Consider the following 23,364-nt stretch of genomic DNA (forward strand, 5'->3'; position numbering starts at 1 on the left):
CGCCCGACCAGAACCTGGCGACAAGGACACGCACGCGGTCCGGCGTTATCGCATCAGCTTGCGCGGAACCGCAGTGGTACCTCTAACAGCCTGGGTTTGGGTGCCGATAGACTCAGGCGAGGATGGTGTCCACACGGGGCTCGATTCGGCAGCCCACGACGCGCTCACCAGCTCGGGCAGGCCCGCGTGGTCCCGAGTTGAGAGAGTAAGAAATGCCCGATGGTTCGGAGATGAAGCTGCTGAAAGCTGACCAGCGAGCGCAGCGGCTGGTCGACACCGCCGCTGATGGTTTCGTTGGAATGAATGCTCTCGGGGTGGTGACCGATTGGAATCACGCGGCGGAGAGACTTTTCGGCAGCACCAAGGACGAAGCCATTGGCCAGACGGTCAGCAAACTGATCATCCGCGAACAGGACCGGGCAGCACATGATGCAGGGTTGCACCGGTTCGTGGATACGAGCGAAGCGCGGCTGGTCGGGCGACCGGTCCAGGTTACTGCTCAGCACCGGCTGGGCCGTGAGTTCCCCATTGATCTGACAATCTGGGCGCAAGAGGATCCTGATGGGATGTCGATGTATGCGTTCGTGCGCGATGTCAGCGAACGGGCAGCAGCGTCCGAGTTGTCCGGGCAGCTCGCCGCGATCGTCACGGCGTCGTCCGACGCGATTTTTAGCACTGAATTGGACGGTACTGTGCGGACCTGGAACGCGGGCGCCGAGCGGATCTATGGTTACACGGCGGCTGAGATGATCGGTAAATCATTTGTCCGGCTCATTCCGGCAGACTTATCTGCCGAGTTTGAGTACATTCTGGCTGAGGTGTCCGCGGGACGGCGGATCGAACAAATGGAGACAGTCCGGCTTCGGGCCGACGGGATGCCAGTGGAGATGTCGCTGGCGATCTCACCTGTCAGGGATGAAGCCGGAGCAGTGCTGCGGCTGGCGTATGTTGGGCGTGACATCACCGCGGCCAAGACCGCGGACCGGCGGTTGCGCGAGACCAGGGACGCGCTAGCCCGTCAGGCCATGGAAATGGAGCATCGGGCCTTCCACGACCCGCTAACGGGAATAGCGAACCGGGCGTTGCTGATGGATCGGGTCGGGCTTGCCTTGGTTCAGGCCGAACGGACCGATGCCACCACCATCTTGTTGATGATTGATATCGATGACTTCAGATATGTCAACGACACCCTCGGACACAAAGCCGGAGACCAACTGCTCTGTGAGATCGCCGAACGGCTCGGCACCATTGTTCGGACCGGCGACACCGTGGCAAGGCTCGGTGGGGACGAGTTCGCGATCCTCGCCGAGCAAACGTCTACCGCGCAGGGTGAGGTACTCGCCCGACGGATCGTGGAAACACTCGGTAAACCGGTTGACATCAGTGGCCAACGCATCATCCCCTGCGCCAGTATCGGGCTTGCCGAAGCCGGTGGAGAACACCCCGTCGGTCCCGAGGATCTGCTCCGCAACGCCGACCTGGCGATGTACGCGGCCAAAACAGCCGGCAAAGCCCAATGGCAAAGCTTCCGGGCCGGTATGCACCAAATGCTCACCGCACGGGTGCAGCTGGAGGCGGACCTGCACGTTGCTCCTGAAACCGGTCAGTTGACCCTCAATTACCAGCCGATCTGCGATCTTGTTACGGGCCGGACCATAGCGGCCGAAGCGCTGCTGCGCTGGCACCACCCACCCTCGGCCCGATTTCACCCGTTGACTTCATCCCCATCGCCGAAAAGAACGGGTTGATCGTCCCCATTGGCGCCTGGGTACTTGCCGAAGCCTGCTGCCAGATCTCTCAGGTGCCCTCCGCTTCGGGTGACTTGGCTGTCTCCGTGAATCTGTCCGTCCGCCAACTCACCACACCCGGCTTCGTCGACGTCGTCAGGCATGTCCTTGAGGTATCAGGGCTATCTGCTAGCCGCCTCACCCTAGAGCTCACCGAGAGCATACTCGCCGGACCCGACGCTGCCATCGCAGTCTAGTTGCGGGAGCTACGTGCCCTCGGCGTGAAGCTGGCGGTGGACGACTTCGGTACCGGGCACTCCTCAGTCGGCAGACTACGCAACCTGCCCTTCACCACCTTGAAGATCGACAAAACCTTCATCGACGTGCTTATCGACGCCGGGCCCAAAGATCTCATCCTCAAAGCCATCGTGGACATGGCTCACGGAATGGGTCTTCAGGTCGTCGCGGAAGGAGTAGAAACCCCGGCTCAACTTGACCAGCTACGCGAACTCGGCTGCGACGCTGTCCAGGGCTTCCTCCTCAACCGACCGATGACAGCGTCCGACCTTCACCGCCACCTCGCTGACCAGGACGCGCCCGCTCTGGCGAAAGGCACCCAGCATCACGGGAAGATCGTCGGATCCCGGCTTCCCTAATCAGCTGGCGCTATGGCCCGTGCGACCGGCTGACCGTATCGCGGCCGATCTTACCCAGCGGGAACCCGGGCCTTCGACCGCTGCCACGTCGCCGGGATTGAACAACGTACAACGACCCAACGAAAGGCAACCACAACCAATACACCCGCCGAGATCGCCCTGGAGCGCCTGCAATTCGCTGATACGAGCCGCCACCAGCTCAGCCCAACGGGTGCTGATCCCAGTCCACTCGCGCTGAGTTGGGGCGCGATCGACCGGAACGGCGCTGAGAGTCGACATGATCTGTTCCAACGAGAGTCCGATCCGTCGCCCGGCAGCAACCACGGCCAGGCGGCGCAGCGTGTGGCGCGGAAACACGCGCCGGCCGATGTCCGATCTGGCCGCGCGAATGAGGCGACGCTCCTCGTAATACCGCAAAGCCGAGACACTCACCCCGGACCGGCGCGCGATGAAACCGATGGAAAGGAGCTCGTCGGGTTCAATCGTAGGCATCGCCCAAGAATGCCATCGAAGCCGACTTGACCTCAAGTCCACTTGAGCTTGTTGGGTAAAGAACATGCGAATAATCTCAGTCGAATTTGAAACAGAAGACCTCACCCGGGCAGAAAAGTTCTATGGCTCCCTTCTCGGCCTTCCGACGGCACGGGAGGGCTGCACCCTCACCATTCGGGCCGGCTCGTCGATAATCCTCCTCAAACAGGGGCCTAGTGATCGAGGCAAGCAGCATCTCGCCTTCACCATCCCGCGCCTCCTGTTCGACAGCGCCAAGGAATGGACAGCCCAGCGTGCTCCGCTGCTTCTCGACGCCGATGGGCGGGATGAATTCGAAACGTCGCCGCACTGGAACGCCCATTCCCTCTACTTCCCGGACCCGGACGGCAACATCCTTGAGTTCATCATCCGCAGAGATATCCACGATGACCAGGGTGGGCCCTTCCGCCCCGAGCACGTCCGATGCGCCAGCGAAGTCGGCATCGCCGTCGACGACGTTCCCGAGAGCGCGGCATGCGCTAAACGGGTTCTCGGCCTGGATGCCTACGGCAGCGGGGCACCCACGTTCCAACCGGTCGGAGATCTCGAGGGCCTGCTTATCCTGGTGAATCGTGGCCGGCATTGGTTCCCCACCGCGACGCCGAGCGGGACCAGACGCCTCGTGCTGCACATCGAGGGCGGATCGGCCGGATCCCTGGAACCGACTCCCGGAACCATCATTCACTCCACCGCACGGCTCAAGGAGACTGTCTAATTATCGAACCGCAGTCGAGCCTTCTCGATGATGGTCTGAGCAGCAGGTTCTTCCTGAAATATTTGAGTTCGCCGAAGACGGCCGATTCTTGGAGCAATGCCATGAAAACAGGTGAGAAGGCCGGGTTACCTTGTCAGCCGCCCGGTCTCTGGCACCGGTAGCTCGAAGATAGTCCCGTAGTTTTCTGCATAGCCGTAATCGATGCTTTTGACTCGGAGCCGTTCAGGACTGGCTTCGACGATCTGTACGTTGATCGGCTCCTTGCGGTCCTTCAGCGAGAGCCGCCACGTATCGGCTAAGTAGCTCAGACCGACACCCTGAAGCACCTGGCTAGCGTCGAACTCGTCTGCGGCGTCGGCAAGTCGATAGCCGAAAAACGTGACCGGAGTGTGCAGGGAGCCGTCAACAACAAGGTAGCCGAGAAGCTCGCCGTCGTCCTCGCGGTGATAGGCGGTCCAAGTCGAAGGAATCATAGGCCCAGACTAAACTAATCGCCGTCAGCAGCGGGTTGGATACTCGAATAGTAGGACCGCCAATCAAGGACTGTAGCAACCGCTATTCCTGCTGAACACCCCGGGGCAGGCAACGCTTCGCCTTCTGCAGGCACGATCGTTTTGTAGGCTGGCGGGATGACCTTCGTTTCGATCCCTCCGCTCATCGGCTCCCTGACCACTTTGGAACCGCTCTTGCCGGAACACGCCGCGGAATTGGCTGACGCGGTTGCCGAGAACGACCTGTACACGGTCTGGTACACCCGGTTGCCCTCTCCGGAAGAGATGGGCGCCGAAATCGAGAACCGGCTGGCCAAACACGCCGCCCGCCGGATAGTCCCGTGGACGATCCGCAGGGCAAGCGATGGCAAGGCTGTAGGGATGACGACCTTCCTCAATCTCCGCCCCGACCACCGGCGGCTGGAAATCGGGTCTACCTGGATCGCTCCCAGCGCTCAAGGAACCGGACTCAACACCGAGGTGAAGTTATTGCAGCTCACCCGCGCCTTCGAAGCACTCGACTGCATTGCCGTGGAATTCCGCACCCACTGGCACAACCAGCGGTCCCGCCGGGCCGTCGCCGCGCTCGGAGCAAAGCAGGACGGAGTGCTGCGTAACCACGACCTGTGGCGTGACGGGACCATGCGCGACATTGTGGTGTTCTCGATCATTGAGAGCGAGTGGCCGACCGTGAAACTGTCACTGACAGAAAAGCTCCACGGTCTCCTCACGTGACCGCCCGGATGACGATCACTACAGAGGCGGACAATAAGACCTCCAATGTATTGATCGATAGAGCCTGGCGGGACCGATCAGAGAGCTGTCCGGCATGATCCATTCACCGGCCAAGAATAACGGCCGATAGTGGACTGATTGTCTCTTGCGGGCTACTGTTGAGCTTGCCCCGGACCCCGGCAAAGCCGCATGGACTATGTGGACGTCTAAGAATGAGGGGATGATTGCAGTGGACGCCAGCCAGCAGGCCAGACAGCAACAAGTAAGGTACTCCACCCCGGAATTGCGGCTAAACACTCTGATCCAGGTGAATCCCGATCTGGGATACGCAACAGTGGTTGTGCGCGGATCACTCTCCCGGTCGAACTGCGACGAGCTGATCCGGATGGTCGCCCGTACCAGTTACCTGGCCTCCGATCTTAGTATCACAGTGGATCTCAGCGAGGCAAAGACCGTGGAAAGCCAGGCTGTGAGTAGGCTCGGGAACTACCCCACATGGATGGTCATCGAGCCGGGCTCGCCCGTGACCACCATGATGAGCGACGGCTCCGCCACCAACCCCCTGTCCAGCGAAGTCGACCGGCAGAAACAGGTGCGCACGGGGCCGTGGACCTGGCTCGCGCCCGACGAACCTTTCCCTGCGGATCTTACCGCGTTGGATCAGACTGAGGTTGAGGTACTCAATAGCCGAACCCACCGTCAGCTGGACACGGAATACCTCCGCGATCTGGAGCCGAATCCGGAAACAAGCGCACGGCTGGACGAGGTTACTGAAGAACTCGACCGCAGAGACGCGGAAGCCCACTAGCGCTACAACGTGAGCGATCGGTCGACGATCCTGCTTGCGGTTTCGTGCAGGCTGACTCTGTTCGAACGGGCGTATCCGCGAAGTCGGCTGAAGGCCTCGCTCATGTCCACATCGCCCAGGTGGGAGATGACCCCCTTCGCCTGCTCAACCAGGATGCGATTGTTCAGCGCACGCTGTAGCTGCTCGTTGACCAGTGAGCTTTCGCGGATGGTGCGCTCCTGGAGCAGGCTAATGGTCGCGACATCTGCCAGCGCCTGTCCAATGGACGAATCTTCCGCGGTCATTGCTCCGATGTCGTGACCAAATAGGCCCATTGCGCCTATCGTTCGACCGTGAACCCGCAGGGGGACCGCATGCACGGAGTGGAATCCCTGGCTTAGCGCCGCCGCCTGAAATCCTGGCCAGCGCCCCTCCAGGGCGTCGATGTTGTCAATGGCAACAGCAACGCCTGTTTCGAAGCATTCAACGCACGGCCCTTCTCCGGCCTGGAGCTGCAGTATCTCAACCAGCTGACTTTCCTCACTGGTGGAGGCCACCACCTGTAACTCTCCCTGGGGATCGGCCAACAGCAGTCCGACAGCAGCGGCGTCAAGCAGACTAACCGTCTCCTCCACTAGCGTGTGGAAGAGATCCAGCACATCGTAACCGGCGACGAGTGTGTCTGTGAGTCGCACAAACGCGGCACTGACCCGTTCCGCGCGCGATGTAGTCACCATCCACCCAGTTTACTGCAGCACACGCCGGTCGTTCCCTTCATCGGGTGGGGAAAAATTCAGCTCCCTGGCGACAACATCCCGGGAAATCTCCGCCAGTGTGCGCCCGTTGGCAAACGCGTGCGCCCGCAGTAGCAGTAACGCTTCAACTGCGGTCAGCGATGCCTGGGCAAGGACCATGCCCGTGGCCTGATGAATCTCCCGCCGGGACGGCGTCGAGCCTCCCTGCGGTGCCTCCTCACCGCTGACGGCACCAAGATTCAGCAGTTGACGCAACACCGTCCACGACGTCCGCCCCGCAAGAACCGAGGCAGTGCCTTGATCCTCACGGCTCAGCTCCCAGGGTGATGCCCTGTAGAGTTCGACCACCCCGATGTCGATCGCCCCCACAGCCAACGGAAAAACGAAAAGTGCCGCCGCCCCCGTCGCGGCGACGGCCTTCCCAAACACCGGCCAAGAATGATGATCCGCGGACTGTAGGTCGGGCAGCAGGACCGGAAGTCGGGTGCGAAGGGCCACCCAGCGGGGCCCCTCGCCCAAGTCAAATTGCAGCTCATCGAGCCGGGCTGCCACCGAATCACTGGCACAAAGCAGCGTCTCCTGCATTGTTCCGCCAAATACTGATACCGAAGCCCCCGTCACCGGCAGCAACTCAAGAAATGGATCGCATAGTTGCGCCTCTCCGGGAGCAGCATCAGGGAACCACTCAGACATGGCACCACCGGAGGTCCGAACAGGAAGTCAGGGTACTGGTCATAGCTTCCAATCTCCGACCCTTCGCGTCGTTGCAAACCCTTACCCTTTGAGACAACCATAGACCCGTGCAGCCTCGTCTGGTCCGCAGGCCCCCGCCCCAGCCCTTCATAGCCAAGCCAGCATCAGGTCGGCTTGGCTCATGGGGTCATGATGGACAATCAGGGTGCTTAGTATTACATTGGCAGTACTTGCCCAGAACCCCGGCATGGCCTCATTGAGACAGCACGCGCAAAAGGGGAGACGAATATGACTTTGCTTGCCAGTCAGCAGCGACAACTCCGGAGCGGGCGGAATCTACCTGGAGACACCGTTCCGGAGCTAGACGCTTGGTCTTCGCGGTTCGACAGAATACGATCTGCGTGGACCGTAGGGACAACGGGCTCTCGTGCATGATCCATTCAGCGCCCGAAACCAAGCCATTCGCACCCCGGTGATCGCAGGTACTGACGGTCTTGAGGACTTGTTGCTGTGGACGGGACAGGGCGATCGGGAGGCCTTTACCCGGCTTTACGGCCACACCTCCGGGCGTATCCAGGGGTTGGTGCGACGTGTGATCCTCGACCAGGTACGAAGCAATGAAACCGTCCAGGACGTCTATGTCGAGGTATGGCTGACAGCTGCCCGCTTCGACCCTTCCCGGGGCAGTCCGCTGGCGTGGCTGACCGCCATCACCCACCGCCGGGCCGTTGAACGGGCGCGCTCCGATCACAGTTCCGCCGGGAAGGCTGCCCGTTGGACCGCAGTCTCGAGGATCATCAAACACGAGAAGGCTACTGAAGCCGCCACCGACCGGATTGGGACTGAGAACTTTCTGTCCCAGCAAGCAGCCTTAACCGACCCGCAGCGCGAAGCAATGAACCTCGCCTACTGGGGTGGGTTCACCTATCGGGAGACCGCCGAACTCCTCGGCGTTTCGGAGCTCACCGTGAAGTCCCGAATATGCGACGGGCTACGCCTCCTCAAGACAGCCTTGGACGTGCCGTGAAGGGCCCTGCCCGCGTATTCTGGTGACGGCGAAAAGTCTTGGGCAGTGGGACGCCGTGCGGACCGGTCCGGGCAGGAGCGGGCGCGCAGATCCGAATTCGGAGGCAAGTTAGAACCGCGGAGCGAGACCCGGTGTCGTAGCGTTGCAGGATATAGTTACCTGTCTAATCAATCACCGCGCACGCCGCAATCAGGGAGTATTAGTGGATCCAGAGCAAGCTGCAGTCATAAACGCTGCCATCCGCACGATCGGCATGCGCCACCGATCCCTGGCGGGCGCCAAGCTGGCCGAAATAGGCCTCTCTCTGGGGCAGGAGATGCTGCTGAAAGAGTTGTTCGCAAAAGGTCCTCGAACGCAGTCTCAGCTTTCCACGGCGGCCTGCTGTGAGCCACCGACCATTACTTCCGCTGTCAAGAAGATGGAAGCAAACGGGCTGGTTACCCGGTCGCCCTCCTCCGCTGACCGCCGAGCAATGATCGTCGAACTCACACCCACAGGCGAAGCAGTAATCGCTGACCTAGAGCGGCTGTGGCAGGAGTTGGCCGACGAAACTGTTGCCGGTCTCGAACACACCGAGCTTCAGAATCTGATCGCGACCTTGAACGATCTCGCCAATAGTCTGAGGCAGGCCTAAAGACCCTCTTGTGCCGAAGTGTTTAGGTGCCTAACATGATGTTTGTTAGGCACCTAACGAAAACATGGCAAAGGAGAACGTCATGAAATCCCACATCCTCCAGCCCCTCGGCTGGATACTCCTGGCCGCGGTGGCAGCACTTATCGTCTGGCTCATAGCTGGCCCGATTGCTGACGTCGCGCTCACTGTCGCGATGGGTGGCATGCCACCCATGGACATCACCCCCATCTCTGTCGTGATGGCTTCGGTTCTCTCCGGACTGGTGGCGTGGGGCCTTTTGCTGCTGCTGCAGCGCTACCTTCGCAACGGAAAACGAATCTGGATGATCGTCGCCGTCGTCGTGCTGGTCCTGTCCATGGCTGGCCCGCTGACCGCCGAAGCCAGCACTGCAACCAAAGCGGTACTGATGCTGATGCACGTCCTGGTCGGGGCGACGCTCGTCGTCGGCCTGCCACGAGCCGTGGCGAACTACGGCGCCACACGACAAACAGGCCGGGGTCACGCTGCCCGATCCGCCGCAGACCTCAACCCCGGGTAAATCCTGGCGGATCGGGTTCGGCCGCCCTACGCTAAGGGGATGCGTGCCGTGACTTTCAAAACCGTGAGTGGAAGCATTGAGCCCACGGTCGACGACGTCGTTGAACCATCCGTACCGGCCGGGTCACAAATTCTGGTCAGGGTGGCAGCATCAAGCATCAACGGTAGCGACCTGGGGCTCGTCCGCAGCGGTTCGCTCATGGCCTGGCTGAGCCGGAAGGCGAGGCCCGGTTTCGACATCTCGGGCGTGGTGGCGGCCTGCGGCGAAGCGGTGACCGCCTTTACACCGGGCGACAGGGTAATGGCGCTGCTGGGCCACCGCGGTGGCGGCCAAGGCCAGCTGGTTCTCGTCCCGCAACGCAGCGCCGCACGGGTACCGGACTTCATGACAGACGGCGACGCTGCGGCGCTTCCTCTCGCCGGGCTTACTGCACTCCAGGCACTACGAGGTCGAGCGGGAATCCACCGGCGCGAGGGGATGAAGGTGCTGGTCAACGGAGCGGCGGGGGGAATTGGCTCGTTCGCGGTACAACTGGCCAAGAACTTCGGCGCTCACGTAACCGCCATTACCAGCAACAACCGCCAACGCTACCTCCACAACCTCGGCGCGGATACCGTCCTGGACCGGCACGAGACAGACCTTCTCGGTCGCGGACTTCGATATGACGTTGTGCTGGACGTTCCCGGCTCGTTCCACTACCGAACGGTTCGGCCAATACTGACGCCTCAGGGCATGCTCGTATCCACTAGACCAATCGCCGTCGACACACTTCGGATGCTGAACCCGGCGTCCGCTCACCGGCGGACCCAAAGATTCACCGTCGTGACAACGAGACCCCCCAACCAGGATCTGGCGTATCTCAGCACCCTCATCGAAACGGGACGAATAAGGGTCCCCCTGGACCGGTCGTTCCCACTCGACCAAGTCGCCGACGCCTATCGACATGCCATGAGTGGCAACGTCCGGGGAAAGACCGTGCTCATTCTTTAGGCGTCTGTCGCTCGGTGTTGGCGAGCTGCTCGACGACCTAGGGGAGGCATGGAAGAGTCTCGATCTCCCAATCCACGTCCGCCTCATCCGGTGAGCGCCGCACCGAACCAGCTACTAGCGGGGCGAGACCGAGGCGATGGCTACCTTAGCGTGACCGGTGAACTCAGCCACTCCGTTCTCAATCAGCACTGCATCATGCGGTTCCAGCCGCGTGTCGCTGAACCTAAGCTCCCCCGACAAGAGAACGACGACGACGACGCCCAGCTCGGTCTCGATGATCTGCCCCGAAGTCAGCTCACGATACTGAAGTCCACCGGAGAACGCAGTGCGTCGGGTCATCAGGTTCAGGTCGAGCGTCGGAACGGTCACGCCCACCGCCGCGACCTGGTGCTCGCCGGCAAACCGGTGTACCTCATGCTGGCGCAGGTTCACCGGGTTTCCGTCATCAACCAGTCGCAGGCCGTGGGGCGACAGCGCCATCAGGGAACGATCCACGCCGGGGAACGTCGAGAATCCGCCGTCGCTGTCGACCGTGGCGATACTGAGCCGCCAGTCAAATGGACCGCTGCCACGGGTGGCGGCGCCGTCGTCGGGCCGTATTGCCAGCTCGGTGGTGTGGCCGCCGCCGTTCCGCCACGGCACGCGCCGGTGCGCCGACGCGGGAAGCAGAATGGCGCTCATCGCTGGGTGTGGGCCCACCGCTCGACCAGCTCCTCATGGGCTTCGAGCAGCTCCTGAGTGCGGTGCGGATCGCGGGCAGCGAGGGCGTCCAACAGCGAGATAGAGAGGACAACGGCTGCCGCGTGGGAGTCGAACACCAGATCGGTGCCAACCGGCGCGACCAGCAGGGCGTCGACGTCGTTGGCAAACGGGACCAGCGGGCTGTCGACGACGGCTACCGTCGCCATGCCCAGCGCCCGGGCCTGCGCCAGCGCGCGGACCGTTGCCGCAGGGTACCGGGGCATCACGAAGGCCAGGACGGCGGTGGCGCCGTTGCGGTGCAGTTGGAGGATGGCGTCGTCCATGGAGGCTGCGTCGGAGAGCACATGAACGTCGGGCAGCACCCGGCGGGCGAAATAGCCCAGGTACTCGGCGAGCGCGGCCGAAACCCGTAGCCCGATGATCCCGAGCGGCTGGGTGGCGGCGAGCAGGTCAATGGCCTTCTGCATCTGCTCACTGGCGACTGTTCGTTCCAGCGCGCCGATGTTCTGCTGCTCGAATTCGAGGATGGTGGGTCGCTCAACCTTTGCACCGTTCAGCGGAGCCGACTTTCCCCGCACCACATCGCGGATGGCACTGCGGAACTCGGGGTAGCCGGGATAGCCCAGCGCTGTGGCCAGTCGGGTGACGGTGGGCTGGCTGACCCCGGCCGCCTCGGCGACGTCGATGGTTGAGGCGAACGCAACATCTGGCAGGGAGGAGAGCATGTACTGGATGACGCGGCGCTGGGTGGGTGACACCCGATGACGATGGGCCAGGTCGACCAGCCAGTCGTGCGCGCGGTCAGCAGATGATTGGTCGCTCAGCATGGTCAGTCCCCCGGTTTCGGTGACGTCATCGTTTGGTGATACCGCTCACCATGAATAGCATGATACACAGTCAAGCTACGTGCATGAAACAATTCATATTCGGAGGTTCGAATGTCACAGCAGAGTCACCGCGAAATCTGGTTAAGGTTTCTCTCCGGTCCGGATATCGATTCTCTTGAACTCACTCGCCCCGAGATCATCCGGGCAGTGGACGACGTCGTCGCCTCCCATGGCAGGGGCGAGACGGTCTTCGAACCCCGCATGCACCTGATGCCCAGCAACGGCGGAATAGGTCACTTCAACGTCCTGCGCGGGCACGTCTCCAACCTGGGAGCCCACGGCATCAGCGGCGTCAAGGTCGTGGGCGACTTTGTCCCCAACTACCTGCAGGGACTCCCCAGCGAACTTGCCATGGCCACCCTGTACGACCCGACCACCGGGGTGCCGCTCTGCGTCATGGACGCCACACTGGTGACCGAGGTGCGCACCGGCGCCATGACCGCCGTCGGCGCCAAGCACCTGGCCCGGAAGGACTCGAAAATTCTGGGGCACGTGGGCGCCCGCGGTACGGCGTTCTCCAACGTCACCATGCTGGACAGCATGTTCGACTTCGACGAGATCCGGGTAACCAGCAAACGCGAGGAGTCCCGTGAAGCTTTCGCCGAGCAGTTGCGCGCCGAGATCAGCACTCCGGTGCGCGTCGTGGGCACCGCCGAGGAGGCCTTCGACGACGCCGACATCCTGGTGGAGGCATCCCGCCTCAACGAACCCACCCCCCTGCTGCGGACCGCGGCGGTCAAGCCCGGCGCCTTCGTGGTCCCCTACGGGACAGTGAGCGCCGTCGAACTCGACCTGCTCGACGTGATGGACAAGGTGGTGGTCGATGACTGGCGTGAGGCGCAATCGGGACGGTTCGGCGCCCTGCGCCCGCATGTTGATACCGGTCGACTGTCGCCCGAAACTCTCTACGCGCAGCTCGGGGAAATTGTCAGCGGGCAGAAACCGGGACGCGAATCCGACGACGAACGGATCCTGTTCTGGCACCGCGGGCTGTCCATCCTTGACGTGGCGGTGGCACACCTGATTCTGACCAAGGCTGAACAGTCCGACACCGGAACCATGCTGAGGTACCGGTAATCACCGTGCACACCACCACAAGCCCCGCCCTGCTCCTCCCGGTGCTGCGGATCTCACAGGCTGAACAGCTCGACGCCGACGCCATCGCGGATATTGCCGGCGGCCGGCCCCTGCGACTTGAACAAACCCTGCTGGACCGCATCTCCGCCCGACGCCGCGAGGTACTCCATCTGTTGACCGACGGCGATCCGGTCTACGGCGTCAACACCGGGATGGGCGCTGCCAGCGAGGTTCGTCTCGACAATGCGGCTCAATCCCGGCACCAGAACAACCTGATGTTGGGCCGTGCCGTGGGATCAGCGCCCTGGCTGACTGAACCGGAAACCCGGGCAGTCCTCGCGGTGCGGCTGCGGACCTTCCTCTCCGGCGACGCCGGGGTATCGGAGAACTTGTGCGTCAGGTTAGCTGAACTGCTCAGCGCCGACATGTTGCCGGCCATTCCCCGCACCCGGATTGGTGCTGCCGGGGAGATCATCCCGCTCGCCCATCTGGGTGGGGCGTTGACGGGATCCGGCGAGTTCCTTGCAGACGGGTCGGCTGTGGACGCTGCAGCAGTGCTCAGGGCGGCAGACATGGATCCTTACTCCTTTGGGACCAAGGAAGGGGTCGCTCTGATCGAGGGAATCCCCGTCACCACGGCGCTCGCCATTCTCCGTGCCGCCGATGCCCGCCTGCTCGCCGCTCAGGCGGTCGCCCTCACCGCTGCGGAGGTCTCCCTCGTGGGAGCCAGCCGCGATCCGTTTGATCCCGCTCTGGCGCGGGCCGACGTCGGGCTGGGCACTGTACTGGGGGCCATCCGCCGGTTGTCCGGACCCGATCCGCGGCCGCGCACCCTTCAGTCACCCCTCTCGTTCAGGGTGCTGGGAACGGCTGTCGCCCAACTGCTGCGGTCCATCGCGTCGGTGGAGGACGCCGTCGAACGCGCACTGAATGGTGTGACCGATTCACCGGCCTACCTGGACGGGCGGTTCATCGGGACCGCCGGCTTCGACGGGTTTGACCTTGCCGCGACCCTGGACGGACTGCGGCTCTCCATGACGCACGTGGCCGAAACCTCGGCTGCCCGCGTGCACCGCCTCCTGGATGAGAAATTCACCGGGCTCCCCCGGCAGCTGTCCGGCCAACCCGGCCTGCACGCCGGGATGGTGGCCGTCCACAAACGCGCGGTCGGCGTCATCCACGAACTGGTGGCGGTCGCCCGGCCCTCAAGCGTCGGGGCGATTGAGACCTCCTTCGGCCAGGAGGACGTGCAAAGCTTCTCCGCTGAAGCGGCCGAGGCGTGCTGCCACTCCGCAACTGGGCTGCGCGACGTGCTGGCGTGTGAACTCCTGACGGTCATCCAGGGCGTGCGGTTGGCGGATCGCCCGCTGGAGCGCATTGATCCGCGCCTCGAAACCCTGGTGGACGATGCCTCGGCCCTCCTGCCCGAAGGTACCGATGACCGCGCCTACGGCAAGGACATCACTGTGCTCAACGGCCTGCTGGCGAGTGGTTGGGGGCGTTGGGTGTCGACGGACGAGCTGTCGACGCCCGCGCAATGAACACCGGGCGGAACATCACCTGGCCGCTGGCAGTCCCGGTGCCTTCCGGGGACGTGAGCGCGCTGACCGCGGCGTCGACAATTGCCTGCTCGTCCCAGCCGAAGGTGGTCAACTCCGGGCTGACCAGTGAGGCCAACTCGCTGTCGTCGAACCCAAGGATCGACAGGTCCTCGGGGACCGTGAGCCCAAGGCCCCGGGCCGCGCGGTAGGCACCGAAGGCGATCGAGTCGCCCAGACAGAACAGTGCCGTGGGCCGGTCCGTGCCTTCGAGTAGCCGGGCCGCGGCGTGGGCAGCACCGTGGACTGACGACGGCGACGACGACACGGTGACTTTCACCCCCATTGATTCCCCAAGGCTCCGGGCCAGCAGTTCAGCGGGCCGGCCCGGCGTCGTGGGCATGGTTGGCGCCAACAACCCGACTGTTCGGTGTCCCAGGTCGGCCAGGTGCTGAAGGGCCGTGCCGACGCCATACTCGTTATCGAAGAGGACGCTTTCCGATTCGGGGCGGGCCGTGAGCGCATCCCCGATGGACACAATCCGGGTCTGGGCCGGCACCTCCGCCCAGTAGCCGGCCGACGGATCCACGGGGAGCACGATGACTCCGTCGACCCGCTGCGCAGCAAGGGAGTGGAGGACTTCCTCTTCGCGCTGGGGCGAGCCGTCGACGTCGGCAATGATCGATGAGAGTTCCTGCACCCGGAGCGCCTCGGAGAGCATCACCGCCAGGCCCTGGCGCCACAGGTCGCGAAGCGATCCGACGATGGCTACGTTGCCGCTGCGCCCACTGGCGAGCGCCCGGGCGATCGGATCGGCCGAATATCCCAGCTCCTCGGCCAGAGCCCGGACCCTGGCCTGGGTGGCTTCCGAACCCCTCAGCCCCCGCAGCGCATACGAGGTCGCCGCCTTCGACAACCCTGCAGCGTCTGCGATGTCCTGGAGTGTTTTTCGCTGGGCCCCGGTCATCAGACCAGCATACGTGGGACGCGGGCTGGCTCGCCCCCCGCCGAGAGTTCCGCCGAGTGTCCCGCCGAGTGTCCCGCCGAGGCGTTAGATCGCTCCTGACTCGCCTTATCTAGCATCTCGGCGGAAAAGGGGTGGGGCGGGGGTTTGGCGGATGGGGTGGGGAAGTTGACAAGGGGACGTGTGAACCGGTTCAATTGATGGAGTGAACCGGTTCACACCGAAGTTTGCTCGACATCAAGTCTCCAGCCGATCAAGGCCAGCGAAAGGGCATCATGCGCACGGATTGCCACCAGCACCTGTGGCCAGCCGCGTTGATCGAAGCCCTCCGCACCCGCACCCGGAACCCCCGCCTCGACGGCTGGGAGCTGCTGATCGACGGCGAAGCACCCTACGCCGTCGACCCCCTGGCCCACGACCCCGAGATCCGCCGCACCCGCGAGACACGCGAGGGCAAGGACCAGGTGCTGCTGTCCCTCTCCAGTCCCCTCGGCATCGAACATCTGCCGTCCGGGGAAGCGCGCGAACTGATCGAGATCTGGCACCGCTCGGCGATCGCGCTCGGCGACCCCTTCCTGGTCTGGGCGGCAACGCCGGTAAGCAGCTTCGATCTCGACGGGCTGGCGCGCATCCTCGACCATGAGCGGGTGGTCGGCCTGCAACTGCCCGCCACAGCACTGGGTGACCCCGACGCGATCCGTCGGATGCAACCGGTCCTCGACGTGGTGCAGGCATCCGACAAACCGTTGCTGATCCACCCGGGGCCCGCCCCGGTGACCGCCGGGACGCCGTCGTGGTGGCCCGCCCTGGTGCCCTACGTGGCCCAGCTCCACGCATCCTGGCTGGCCTGGCACGCAGTGGGCCGGGCCCAGCACCCCCGGTTGCGCGTGGCGTTCGTGGCCCTGGCCGGACTCGCACCGCTGCACCACGAGCGGCTCGCGGCACGCGGCGGCACCTTCGGCGCCGTCGACCCGCTGGTCTATTACGAAACGTCCTCCTACGACACCCGGGCGATTGACGCGACCATCCGGGTGGTCGGCGTCGACCCGATCATCCACGGCTCCGACCGGCCGTATGCCGAGCCGCGCGATCCGGGCCTCGGGCACGCTTTCACCCATGCGTTGTTCTCCGCCAACCCTCAACATCTTCTGAAAGGAACTCCACGATGACCACCACACCGTTCAAGGGCGCAGCCCTCACCGAGTCAGATGTTCCTGCCCTGCCCGGGCGCACCCTGAGCCAGAAAGAGCTGCAGGACTGGGTCACCCGCCTCGCGGCGCACCCCGAACTGTGGGAACACCACATCAACCACGAGGGAGGCAAGCGCCACTACGCCTCCGTGTACCGGGACTCCAATATCGACGTCTGGCTGCTGTGCTGGAATACCGAGGACGACACGGGCTGGCATGATCACGACATCTCCTCCGGCGCCGTCGTCGTTACCCACGGCGCGGTCTCCGAAGCCAACCCGCGGATGAACGGCGAACCGGTGCGCCGGGTGGTCGAGGCTGGCCGCTCGTTTTCCTTCGGACCCGACCACGTGCACCGGATGGGCGGTTCGGTCGACGGGTCGGTCACCATCCACGCGTACTCCCCGCCGCTGTGGCGGATGGGACAGTACGCGATTGGGCGCAACGGGGTAATCCGGCGCATGTCGGTGAGCTACGCCGACGAACTGCGGCCTATGGACGACGAAAGCGTCATCGAGAAGTACAAGCAACTCCAGTCGGTCACCGACGAACTGGGTCGATAAGTCCTTCTGGACCTGGCCTCGAACTGCTCTCTAGGACGGCTCTTCAGAACCGCGCAAGGCCCGGGAGCAGCACTAGTGCCCGCTCCAGGTCCTCGCCCAGCGGCCGGTCGTTCTGGTCCGGGTCCAGCCCCGCCGCGAGGTAGTCGAACGCCGCCCTCGCCGGGGCGGTCCCGAGCCGCTGGGGAGCCATCCGCAACGCCCTCACCGCTGCCACTGCTTCGAGTGCGACGACGACTGGCGCCTCTGCTGCCAGGTGCCGCAGCAGCCGGGCACCCTGAGTGGCAAAACCGGCGTGTTCCTCAAGGCCGAGGGACACACTGATACCAGGCCCGTTGGCGGGTGCCGCGTAGGTGCGCAGGATCGACAGCACGTCCTGGGCCACATACTCGGCAATCATCAGGCCCGAACTTCCCGCCGGACCGGCCGCCAGGAAGGACGGCAGGCCGCTCAGCTCGGGGCGGAAAAGGTGGGACAGCCTCGCCGCCGAGAGCGAGATCACCGGATAGACGGCATTTCTCGTCGCGTCCAAGGCCGCGGAGAGCATGGCCAGGTGGAATTGCCCGTGGTGGAAGAGCCCTTCCTGGGTCATCAACGGGTTCTCAGCAGCCCCGTTGAACTCGGTTTCGATGATGGACCTCAGCCGCTGCAGCGCGTCAAGCGCCGGTGCGTGTACCTGCGGCAAGGCCCTGAGCGCAAAGGGATCCTGCAACCGGGCCGGAGCCACCGGTGTGTCCGGTCCGGTCAACCGGCGCATCTCCGCCGCGACGGAGGCCTGGTGCGGGTGAACCCTCGCCCGATGAACTGCCTCCGCATACGGTTCGGGTGAACCCTCCAGCGCCAGCATGGTCAGGGACGCCACCACCATTGCGCTCTTCATCAGGTTTTCCATTGCGACGGCTCCCTGGGTGGCGGTGGCCAGGGTCAGGGCGCTGGAGCTCATGAAGGGCAGCGAATCGGTGTCCTCGAAGCGTACCGGGGCGATTCCCCCGATGAGCCACTGGCGATCGCCACTCAGGGTCAGGGCGAGCTCGGCCATGGCTGCCAGGTCGCCGGTCCCCAGCCCGCCGAGGCTGTGAATGGTGGCTACCGATCCGTTGTCGAGGGCCTCCAGCAGACCCTCCACCACCCCCACGCTGATTCCCGAACCGCCAGCGAGGAACTGGTTGAGCCGCACCGCCATGGTGGCGCGGACGGTTGTCTCCTCATCGACCCGGCCCGCCCCCGCGCAATGGCTCAGCAACAGGCGCCGGGCGTGGGCCGCCCGCCGCTCATCCGGCGAACCGCCCGGGTCAACATTCATGGCCCGATTGGCTCCGACTCCGGTGTTGGCCCCATACACCCGACCCGATTCCCGGGCCCGCACGAGTTGGGTATGTGCCCCCTCCAAGGCGAGGAAAACGCCGTCGGGAACACCCACCCGGGAAGTACCCGTTGAAATAGTAATAAGATCGTCAAGTGTCAGCGAGGCGCCATCCAGCACCACCCGGTTGATGTTGTCCTCGGAAGTCATGGGTGAACCGTTGTCCTTTACATGTCGATAGGTAAGTCATCTCACATATCGGGTCAACTGTCTATTCATTCGCTGGAACTATGAATCAACTTATTCACTGCCTGTTTTTAGGGCTGGTGCCAAGGGACCTGGAGAGCCACCGTGATTACGTTCGACAAGGTAAGCAAGACTTTTCCGGATGGCACCCTCGCCGTCGAGAATCTGAACCTCGAGTTGCCCACCGGAAAGATCACCGTGTTCGTGGGTCCGTCGGGTTGCGGCAAGACCACCTCCCTCCGCATGATCAACCGGATGATCGAGCCCACCGGCGGCCGAATCCTCATTGATGGGCAGGACGTCACCTCGCAGGACGCAGCACTGCTCCGCCGATCCATTGGATATGTCATCCAGCACGCGGGACTGTTCCCTCACCGCACGGTGATAGAAAACGTCATGACGGTGCCCAATCTGGTTGGCAGCGACAAGAAAAAGTCGCGGGACTCGGCGATGGAGTTGCTGCTCCGGGTGGGGCTCACCGAGAGCATGGCCAACAAGTACCCGGTCCAGCTCTCCGGCGGACAGGCGCAACGCGTCGGGGTGGCCCGGGCGCTCGCCGCCGATCCCCCCGTGATGCTGATGGACGAACCATTCAGCGCCGTCGACCCCATTGTCCGCGCCGGCCTGCAGACCGAGTTTCTTCGCCTCCAGGGCGAGCTGGGGAAAACTATTGCGTTCGTGACGCATGACATTGATGAGGCCATCAAGCTCGGCGACATGGTGGCTGTGTTTAAGGAAGGCGGGCATCTTGCCCAGTACGCCTCCCCGCAGGAACTGCTCGAGAACCCCGCCAACGACTTCGTTGCCGACTTTGTGGGCCGGGACCGTGGATTCCGCAGCCTGTCCTTCGACTCCTCCGAGATGCTGGTCCTGGATCCGGTGGAGTCGGTGACCTCGGGAAGCGAGGTGCTGGTGCTCGACGGCGCCGGGCGTCCGCTTGGCTGGTCCGGTCCTGGCCTGGCCGACGAACGCTTGCCCCTTCCCGTGGCTGGCACGTTCACCGCTACCGACTCCCTGCGCGTGGTGACCGACCTGGCGATCAGCTCCCCAGTGGGCATCGCCATCAGGGTCAATACCTCAGGCGTGGCCGACGGCGTCATCAGGCACCCAAGCCTGGTGCGGCAACTGGACGAACGGCGCCGACAGCGTGCGGGGACCACCGCATGATCGACTACATCACCGGCAACTCCGAGCTAATCTGGATCGCGTTTCGGGAACATCTGTATCTGGCGCTGATCCCTGTGATCCTCGGCATCATCATTTCGCTGCCACTGGGCTATCTTGCGGTCCGCTACAACAAGCTCTACTACCCGCTGGTCAATCTGAGCGGAATTCTCTACGCGATCCCCTCCCTGGCTCTGTTCCTGCTCATCCCGGCAGTCCTCGGAACCCCCGTCCTGTCACCGCTGAACATCATCATCGCCCTGACCATCTATACGGTGGCGCTCCTGGTCCGCGTGGTCGCCGACGGCCTGAACTCGGTGGACCCGGCTGTCACCCAGGCAGCCACCGCGATGGGTTACCGGCGGGTCAAACGCTTGCTGAGCGTTGAACTTCCGATTGCCCTGCCGGTGATGCTTGCCGGACTGCGGGTGGCAACGGTCGCCAACGTCAGCATCGTCAGCGTCGGCGCGCTGATCGGTGTCGGCGGGCTCGGTGCGCTGTTCCTACGCGGTCTGCAGCTCGACTACCTGGCACCCATCTACGTGGGGATCATCCTGTCAGTGCTACTGGCGGCGGTCTGCGACATTATTATTGTGGTGATCCAGCGGCGCCTGACTCCGTGGACACGAGTGGGGGGCAGGGCCTGATGGACTATTTCGAGTTTCTCCTTGATCCTGAGAACTGGGAGCTGGGCCGGAGCGGCACCATTCCCTCGTTGATCACTGAACACCTGTTCTATACATTCCTGACGCTGCTCATCGGTGCGCTGATTGCAATCCCCGTCGGGCTCTACATCGGCCACACAGGAAAATTCGCGTTCGTTGCCATCAACGCCGGCAACGCCGGTCGGTCGCTTCCCACTCTCGGGCTGATCATCCTGCTGGTGACCCTCATCGGCTTCGGACTGGTGCCAGTGATTACCGCGCTGGTGATCCTCGCCATCCCGCCCATCCTCACCTCCACCTATGCCGGCCTGCGCGCCCTCGACCCCGCCTCAGTGGATGCCGCGAAGGGCATGGGGATGAGGCCGCTGCAGATCATGTTCAGAGTGGAAATCCCCATGGCGCTGCCCCTCATCATGAGCGGGCTGCGCAGCGCCACCCTCCAGGTGGTCTCCACCGCAACCGTCTGCGCCTATGTAGGTCTGGGCGGGCTGGGCCGCCTGCTGGTTGACGGCATCGCGCTGAACCAGTATGACCGTGTGGTGGCGGGCGCCGTCGTCGTCGCACTCCTGGCGATCATTCTTGACCTTGGCGCCGCGGCCCTTCAGCGGCTGGTGGTGTCACCTGGCGTGTCGGGTAGGGCGCTGACCCGCACATCGAACAAGCCCGCGCGGCGCACCACGCCCGTCAGCGCGGATGTTCCGACGTCCTAATGCCCGATAAGCTGTAAACACCAGACCGAAAGGCACGACCCATGATAAAGAAACGCTCACCCAAACTGCTGAGCAGTGTTGCTCTCCTCGGAGTGGCGGCCCTCGCCCTTTCCGGCTGTGGCGGCGATCCGCTGGAGCCCGACGCCGGCGGAGAGTCAGTCGACGCCGAGACCATTGCGATTGGTTCGGCCAACTTCCCGGAGAGCGAACTGCTCGCCGAGATGTATGCCCAGGTTCTCGAAGCTGAAGGCATTGAGGTTGAACGTAGCTTCAACATCGGTGCACGCGACCTCTACCTGGCCGCGCTTGAAGACGGCTCGATTGACCTGCTGCCCGAATACAACGGTGCGCTGTATTCCTCGCTCGTTGAGGGTGGCGCGCCTGAGGGTGTCACCGGTCCCGACGAAGTGTATGACGCGATGGTTGAGGTCCTCCCTGAGGGAATTGTCGCGCTCGAGCAGTCAGAGGCTGAGGACAAGGACACGCTTGCCGTCCTGCCCGAAACGGCCGAGGAATTCGGCCTGGCGACTATGGATGACTTGACGGACATCGCCGGGGATCTCACGCTCGCCGCTGGCCCTGAATTCTCCGAGCGTTTCCAGGGTCTCGTCGGTCTTGAAGAGGTGTACGGCATCACCTTCGGTGAGTTCAAGCCCCTCGACGCCGGTGGTCCGCTGACCCGCGAAGCCCTGCTGAGCGGCGAAGCGGATGTCGCCAACATCTTCAGCACCGATTCGACGATCGAAACCGAGTCGCTGGTGGTCCTCGAGGACACCCAGAACCTGTTCCTGTCGGAGAACATTGTGCCGATCGTGCGCGAAGCGAAGGTCACCGACGCGGTGACAGAGTCGCTCAACGCGGTCTCCGCGGCGCTGACCACCGAGAACCTCACCGAGTACCTTGCACGGGTTCAGGTGGACAAGGAGTCCAGCGCGACTGTCGCGACAGCCTTCCTCGAAGAGTACAACCTCCTGTAGGCAGTGGCTGCCCGTCCCGGCTTTTCGCTGTTGGGACGGGCAGCACCTCCTCTTTGGCACTTCCCACCCGAGCGCCCTGAAAGAAACCCAGTGACTACACAGCGCTCGGCCGCGTTTCTTAGCCTGCTCCCGGGAGTGCTGGTCATGGCTGCCGCTGTGGCTCTTTCCCTTTTTGTCGCCAGCCTGCAGGGGTTCATCGGCGCTCTCGTCGTGGCCCTGGCCCTAGGGCTGCTGGTGCGCAACACGGGGATGTTCCACCCCCGGATCCGGCCCGGTATCCAGCGGGCGACCAAAAGATTCCTACGGCTCGGCGTCGTCGTCCTGGGTCTGCAACTGTCCCTTCCCGAGATTCTGGGCCTTGGCGTCCCGGTGCTCGCGTTAATCATCGCCTCGGTCTTCATTAGCTTCCTCTTCACCCGGTACATCGGCGAACGGCTCGGGCTCAGCCGGGCCGCCTCCACGCTGATGGCTGCCGGGTTTTCGATCTGCGGGGCATCGGCGATCGCCGGGATGCAGAGCATTGTCAACGCCGACGACGACGAGGTGGCCAGCGCCATCGCGATGGTCACTCTGTACGGGTCGGCGGTGATTCTGGGGTTGCCGCTGATGGGTAATCTGCTGGGGCTCTCCCCCGAAACGTTCGGCATCTGGTCCGGTCTCGCCGTGCACGAGGTGGCCCAGGTGGTGGCGACGGCCAGCACCGCCGGGGCTGTAGCGCTTGCTGTGGCGACCGTGGTGAAACTCGGCCGTGTGGTGCTGTTGGCGCCGGTGGCCGCGTTCGTCTCGATCGGTATCCGCCGCGCCGAGGGTACCCGGCCGACCGTGCCCGGGCGGGCGGCCCCGATTGTGCCGCTCTTCGTGGTGGGATTCCTGGCACTGGTCCTGCTCCGCTCTACCGGCGTCGTACCCGAACCTGTGCTCGGGTTTGCCTCACTCGCCGCGACGCTGCTACTCGCCGCCGCGATGTTTGGCCTCGGCACAGGGATCGACATCCCCCATCTGGCCCGCACCGGTGGGAAAAACCTCGTCCTCGGCGGCATCTCCACTGTCTTCCTTGGCGGGATCACGCTCGCCGGGGCTGTGCTGGTCACCGCCTAGCTGT

At 63.7% G+C, this 23,364-nt stretch carries 24 protein-coding genes and 1 pseudogene; 17 read left to right on the forward strand and 8 right to left on the reverse strand.

Going from position 1 to position 23,364, the window contains the following annotated elements:
* Positions 1-230: 230 nt before the first annotated feature.
* Positions 231-2,383: pseudogene (locus ACX80G_RS07090) on the forward strand (putative bifunctional diguanylate cyclase/phosphodiesterase).
* Here the strand turns inward: ACX80G_RS07090 and soxR are convergent.
* Positions 2,384-2,875 carry a redox-sensitive transcriptional activator SoxR gene (soxR, locus tag ACX80G_RS07095; protein ID WP_459306771.1) on the reverse strand — a complete coding sequence of 164 codons (492 nt, stop codon included), beginning with the start codon at positions 2,873-2,875 and terminating at the stop codon, positions 2,384-2,386.
* A gap of 64 nt (positions 2,876-2,939) precedes the next feature.
* Between soxR and ACX80G_RS07100 the strand changes: the two genes are divergently transcribed.
* Positions 2,940-3,629 (forward strand): VOC family protein, encoded by a 690-nt coding sequence (locus ACX80G_RS07100; protein ID WP_459306773.1) that lies wholly within the window; start codon positions 2,940-2,942, stop codon positions 3,627-3,629.
* A gap of 125 nt (positions 3,630-3,754) precedes the next feature.
* On the opposite strand, the gene ACX80G_RS07105 is transcribed toward ACX80G_RS07100, so the two are convergent.
* The gene (locus tag ACX80G_RS07105; RefSeq protein ID WP_459306775.1) at positions 3,755-4,102 is read right to left on the reverse strand and encodes a hypothetical protein; all 348 of its coding nucleotides are present in this window, start codon (positions 4,100-4,102) and stop codon (positions 3,755-3,757) included.
* Between the two features lie 156 nt (positions 4,103-4,258).
* Between ACX80G_RS07105 and ACX80G_RS07110 the strand changes: the two genes are divergently transcribed.
* Together ACX80G_RS07110 and ACX80G_RS07115 are read left to right on the forward strand one after the other, a co-directional pair.
* Complete coding sequence (locus ACX80G_RS07110) at positions 4,259-4,855, forward strand: GNAT family N-acetyltransferase (RefSeq protein ID WP_459306776.1); 597 nt, start codon at positions 4,259-4,261, stop codon at positions 4,853-4,855.
* A gap of 220 nt (positions 4,856-5,075) precedes the next feature.
* On the forward strand, positions 5,076-5,663 hold the full coding sequence (locus ACX80G_RS07115; protein WP_459306778.1) for a hypothetical protein: 588 nt from the start codon (positions 5,076-5,078) through the stop codon (positions 5,661-5,663).
* Positions 5,664-5,665: 2 nt separating this feature from the next.
* Here ACX80G_RS07115 and ACX80G_RS07120 read toward each other — a convergent pair whose 3' ends face one another.
* Both ACX80G_RS07120 and ACX80G_RS07125 read right to left on the reverse strand, forming a co-directional pair.
* Positions 5,666-6,379: a GAF and ANTAR domain-containing protein gene (locus ACX80G_RS07120; protein ID WP_459306780.1), complete on the reverse strand. Its 714-nt coding sequence runs from the start codon at positions 6,377-6,379 to the stop codon at positions 5,666-5,668.
* Positions 6,380-6,388: 9 nt separating this feature from the next.
* A complete protein-coding gene (locus ACX80G_RS07125; RefSeq protein WP_459306782.1) occupies positions 6,389-7,090 on the reverse strand; it encodes a GAF and ANTAR domain-containing protein in 702 nt (233 codons plus the stop codon).
* A 427-nt stretch (positions 7,091-7,517) separates the two neighbouring features.
* Between ACX80G_RS07125 and ACX80G_RS07130 the strand changes: the two genes are divergently transcribed.
* The 4 genes from ACX80G_RS07130 to ACX80G_RS07145 all read left to right on the forward strand — a co-directional run bounded on the left by ACX80G_RS07130 (position 7,518) and on the right by ACX80G_RS07145 (position 10,279).
* Complete coding sequence (locus tag ACX80G_RS07130; protein WP_459306783.1) at positions 7,518-8,117, forward strand: sigma-70 family RNA polymerase sigma factor; 600 nt, start codon at positions 7,518-7,520, stop codon at positions 8,115-8,117.
* Positions 8,118-8,319: 202 nt separating this feature from the next.
* Complete coding sequence (locus ACX80G_RS07135; protein WP_459306785.1) at positions 8,320-8,751, forward strand: MarR family winged helix-turn-helix transcriptional regulator; 432 nt, start codon at positions 8,320-8,322, stop codon at positions 8,749-8,751.
* An 82-nt stretch (positions 8,752-8,833) separates the two neighbouring features.
* Positions 8,834-9,289, forward strand: coding sequence for a DUF6069 family protein (locus tag ACX80G_RS07140; protein WP_459306787.1), 456 nt, complete (start codon positions 8,834-8,836; stop codon positions 9,287-9,289).
* 39 nt (positions 9,290-9,328) lie between these two features.
* Positions 9,329-10,279: an NADP-dependent oxidoreductase gene (locus ACX80G_RS07145; protein ID WP_459306788.1), complete on the forward strand. Its 951-nt coding sequence runs from the start codon at positions 9,329-9,331 to the stop codon at positions 10,277-10,279.
* Between the two features lie 114 nt (positions 10,280-10,393).
* Here the strand turns inward: ACX80G_RS07145 and ACX80G_RS07150 are convergent, their stop codons facing one another.
* Positions 10,394-10,960 carry a HutD/Ves family protein gene (locus ACX80G_RS07150; RefSeq protein ID WP_459306790.1) on the reverse strand — a complete coding sequence of 189 codons (567 nt, stop codon included), beginning with the start codon at positions 10,958-10,960 and terminating at the stop codon, positions 10,394-10,396.
* Positions 10,957-11,808, reverse strand: coding sequence for a MurR/RpiR family transcriptional regulator (locus ACX80G_RS07155; protein ID WP_459306792.1), 852 nt, complete (start codon positions 11,806-11,808; stop codon positions 10,957-10,959). The genes ACX80G_RS07150 and ACX80G_RS07155 overlap by 4 nt, the downstream gene beginning before the upstream one ends.
* 111 nt (positions 11,809-11,919) lie before the next feature.
* On the opposite strand from ACX80G_RS07155, the gene ACX80G_RS07160 reads away from it, so the two are divergent.
* Together ACX80G_RS07160 and ACX80G_RS07165 are read left to right on the forward strand one after the other, a co-directional pair.
* The gene (locus ACX80G_RS07160; RefSeq protein ID WP_459306794.1) at positions 11,920-12,945 is read left to right on the forward strand and encodes an ornithine cyclodeaminase family protein; all 1,026 of its coding nucleotides are present in this window, start codon (positions 11,920-11,922) and stop codon (positions 12,943-12,945) included.
* A gap of 5 nt (positions 12,946-12,950) precedes the next feature.
* On the forward strand, positions 12,951-14,486 hold the full coding sequence (locus ACX80G_RS07165) for an aromatic amino acid lyase (RefSeq protein ID WP_459306796.1): 1,536 nt from the start codon (positions 12,951-12,953) through the stop codon (positions 14,484-14,486).
* Here ACX80G_RS07165 and ACX80G_RS07170 read toward each other — a convergent pair.
* Positions 14,416-15,450 (reverse strand): LacI family DNA-binding transcriptional regulator, encoded by a 1,035-nt coding sequence (locus ACX80G_RS07170; RefSeq protein WP_459306798.1) that lies wholly within the window; start codon positions 15,448-15,450, stop codon positions 14,416-14,418. The genes ACX80G_RS07165 and ACX80G_RS07170 overlap by 71 nt on opposite strands.
* Positions 15,451-15,722: 272 nt before the next feature.
* Between ACX80G_RS07170 and ACX80G_RS07175 the strand changes: the two genes are divergently transcribed.
* Together ACX80G_RS07175 and ACX80G_RS07180 are read left to right on the forward strand one after the other, a co-directional pair.
* On the forward strand, positions 15,723-16,616 hold the full coding sequence (locus ACX80G_RS07175; protein WP_459306800.1) for an amidohydrolase family protein: 894 nt from the start codon (positions 15,723-15,725) through the stop codon (positions 16,614-16,616).
* Positions 16,613-17,200, forward strand: coding sequence for a cysteine dioxygenase (locus ACX80G_RS07180; RefSeq protein ID WP_459306801.1), 588 nt, complete (start codon positions 16,613-16,615; stop codon positions 17,198-17,200). The genes ACX80G_RS07175 and ACX80G_RS07180 overlap by 4 nt, the downstream gene beginning before the upstream one ends.
* Before the next feature lie 43 nt (positions 17,201-17,243).
* Here the strand turns inward: ACX80G_RS07180 and ACX80G_RS07185 are convergent, their stop codons facing one another.
* On the reverse strand, positions 17,244-18,710 hold the full coding sequence (locus ACX80G_RS07185) for an aromatic amino acid lyase (RefSeq protein WP_459306803.1): 1,467 nt from the start codon (positions 18,708-18,710) through the stop codon (positions 17,244-17,246).
* A gap of 141 nt (positions 18,711-18,851) precedes the next feature.
* On the opposite strand from ACX80G_RS07185, the gene ACX80G_RS07190 reads away from it, so the two are divergent.
* The 5 genes from ACX80G_RS07190 to ACX80G_RS07210 all read left to right on the forward strand — a co-directional run bounded on the left by ACX80G_RS07190 (position 18,852) and on the right by ACX80G_RS07210 (position 23,360).
* Positions 18,852-19,913 carry an ABC transporter ATP-binding protein gene (locus ACX80G_RS07190; RefSeq protein WP_459306804.1) on the forward strand — a complete coding sequence of 354 codons (1,062 nt, stop codon included), beginning with the start codon at positions 18,852-18,854 and terminating at the stop codon, positions 19,911-19,913.
* Positions 19,910-20,557, forward strand: coding sequence for an ABC transporter permease (locus tag ACX80G_RS07195; protein WP_459306806.1), 648 nt, complete (start codon positions 19,910-19,912; stop codon positions 20,555-20,557). Before ACX80G_RS07190 ends, ACX80G_RS07195 begins: the two co-directional genes overlap by 4 nt.
* Positions 20,530-21,285, forward strand: coding sequence for an ABC transporter permease (locus ACX80G_RS07200; protein ID WP_459306808.1), 756 nt, complete (start codon positions 20,530-20,532; stop codon positions 21,283-21,285). The genes ACX80G_RS07195 and ACX80G_RS07200 overlap by 28 nt, the downstream gene beginning before the upstream one ends.
* A 41-nt stretch (positions 21,286-21,326) precedes the next feature.
* Positions 21,327-22,262, forward strand: coding sequence for an ABC transporter substrate-binding protein (locus ACX80G_RS07205; RefSeq protein ID WP_459306809.1), 936 nt, complete (start codon positions 21,327-21,329; stop codon positions 22,260-22,262).
* Positions 22,263-22,352: 90 nt separating this feature from the next.
* Positions 22,353-23,360 carry a YeiH family protein gene (locus ACX80G_RS07210; RefSeq protein ID WP_459306811.1) on the forward strand — a complete coding sequence of 336 codons (1,008 nt, stop codon included), beginning with the start codon at positions 22,353-22,355 and terminating at the stop codon, positions 23,358-23,360.
* The last annotated feature ends 4 nt before the right edge of the window (positions 23,361-23,364 follow it).

Source organism: Arthrobacter glycogeni (assembly GCF_054510815.1).

Excerpts from the sequence above, each read along its gene's own strand:
- soxR (WP_459306771.1), bottom strand. The coding sequence starts at position 2,875 with ATGCCTACGATTGAACCCGACGAGCTCCTTTCCATCGGTTTCATCGCG.
- ACX80G_RS07100 (WP_459306773.1), top strand. The coding sequence starts at position 2,940 with ATGCGAATAATCTCAGTCGAATTTGAAACAGAAGACCTCACCCGGGCA.
- ACX80G_RS07105 (WP_459306775.1), bottom strand. The coding sequence starts at position 4,102 with ATGATTCCTTCGACTTGGACCGCCTATCACCGCGAGGACGACGGCGAG.
- ACX80G_RS07110 (WP_459306776.1), top strand. The coding sequence starts at position 4,259 with ATGACCTTCGTTTCGATCCCTCCGCTCATCGGCTCCCTGACCACTTTG.
- ACX80G_RS07115 (WP_459306778.1), top strand. The coding sequence starts at position 5,076 with ATGATTGCAGTGGACGCCAGCCAGCAGGCCAGACAGCAACAAGTAAGG.
- ACX80G_RS07120 (WP_459306780.1), bottom strand. The coding sequence starts at position 6,379 with ATGGTGACTACATCGCGCGCGGAACGGGTCAGTGCCGCGTTTGTGCGA.
- ACX80G_RS07125 (WP_459306782.1), bottom strand. The coding sequence starts at position 7,090 with ATGTCTGAGTGGTTCCCTGATGCTGCTCCCGGAGAGGCGCAACTATGC.
- ACX80G_RS07140 (WP_459306787.1), top strand. The coding sequence starts at position 8,834 with ATGAAATCCCACATCCTCCAGCCCCTCGGCTGGATACTCCTGGCCGCG.
- ACX80G_RS07145 (WP_459306788.1), top strand. The coding sequence starts at position 9,329 with ATGCGTGCCGTGACTTTCAAAACCGTGAGTGGAAGCATTGAGCCCACG.
- ACX80G_RS07150 (WP_459306790.1), bottom strand. The coding sequence starts at position 10,960 with ATGAGCGCCATTCTGCTTCCCGCGTCGGCGCACCGGCGCGTGCCGTGG.
- ACX80G_RS07155 (WP_459306792.1), bottom strand. The coding sequence starts at position 11,808 with ATGCTGAGCGACCAATCATCTGCTGACCGCGCGCACGACTGGCTGGTC.
- ACX80G_RS07160 (WP_459306794.1), top strand. The coding sequence starts at position 11,920 with ATGTCACAGCAGAGTCACCGCGAAATCTGGTTAAGGTTTCTCTCCGGT.
- ACX80G_RS07170 (WP_459306798.1), bottom strand. The coding sequence starts at position 15,450 with ATGACCGGGGCCCAGCGAAAAACACTCCAGGACATCGCAGACGCTGCA.
- ACX80G_RS07175 (WP_459306800.1), top strand. The coding sequence starts at position 15,723 with ATGCGCACGGATTGCCACCAGCACCTGTGGCCAGCCGCGTTGATCGAA.
- ACX80G_RS07180 (WP_459306801.1), top strand. The coding sequence starts at position 16,613 with ATGACCACCACACCGTTCAAGGGCGCAGCCCTCACCGAGTCAGATGTT.
- ACX80G_RS07185 (WP_459306803.1), bottom strand. The coding sequence starts at position 18,710 with ATGACTTCCGAGGACAACATCAACCGGGTGGTGCTGGATGGCGCCTCG.
- ACX80G_RS07195 (WP_459306806.1), top strand. The coding sequence starts at position 19,910 with ATGATCGACTACATCACCGGCAACTCCGAGCTAATCTGGATCGCGTTT.
- ACX80G_RS07205 (WP_459306809.1), top strand. The coding sequence starts at position 21,327 with ATGATAAAGAAACGCTCACCCAAACTGCTGAGCAGTGTTGCTCTCCTC.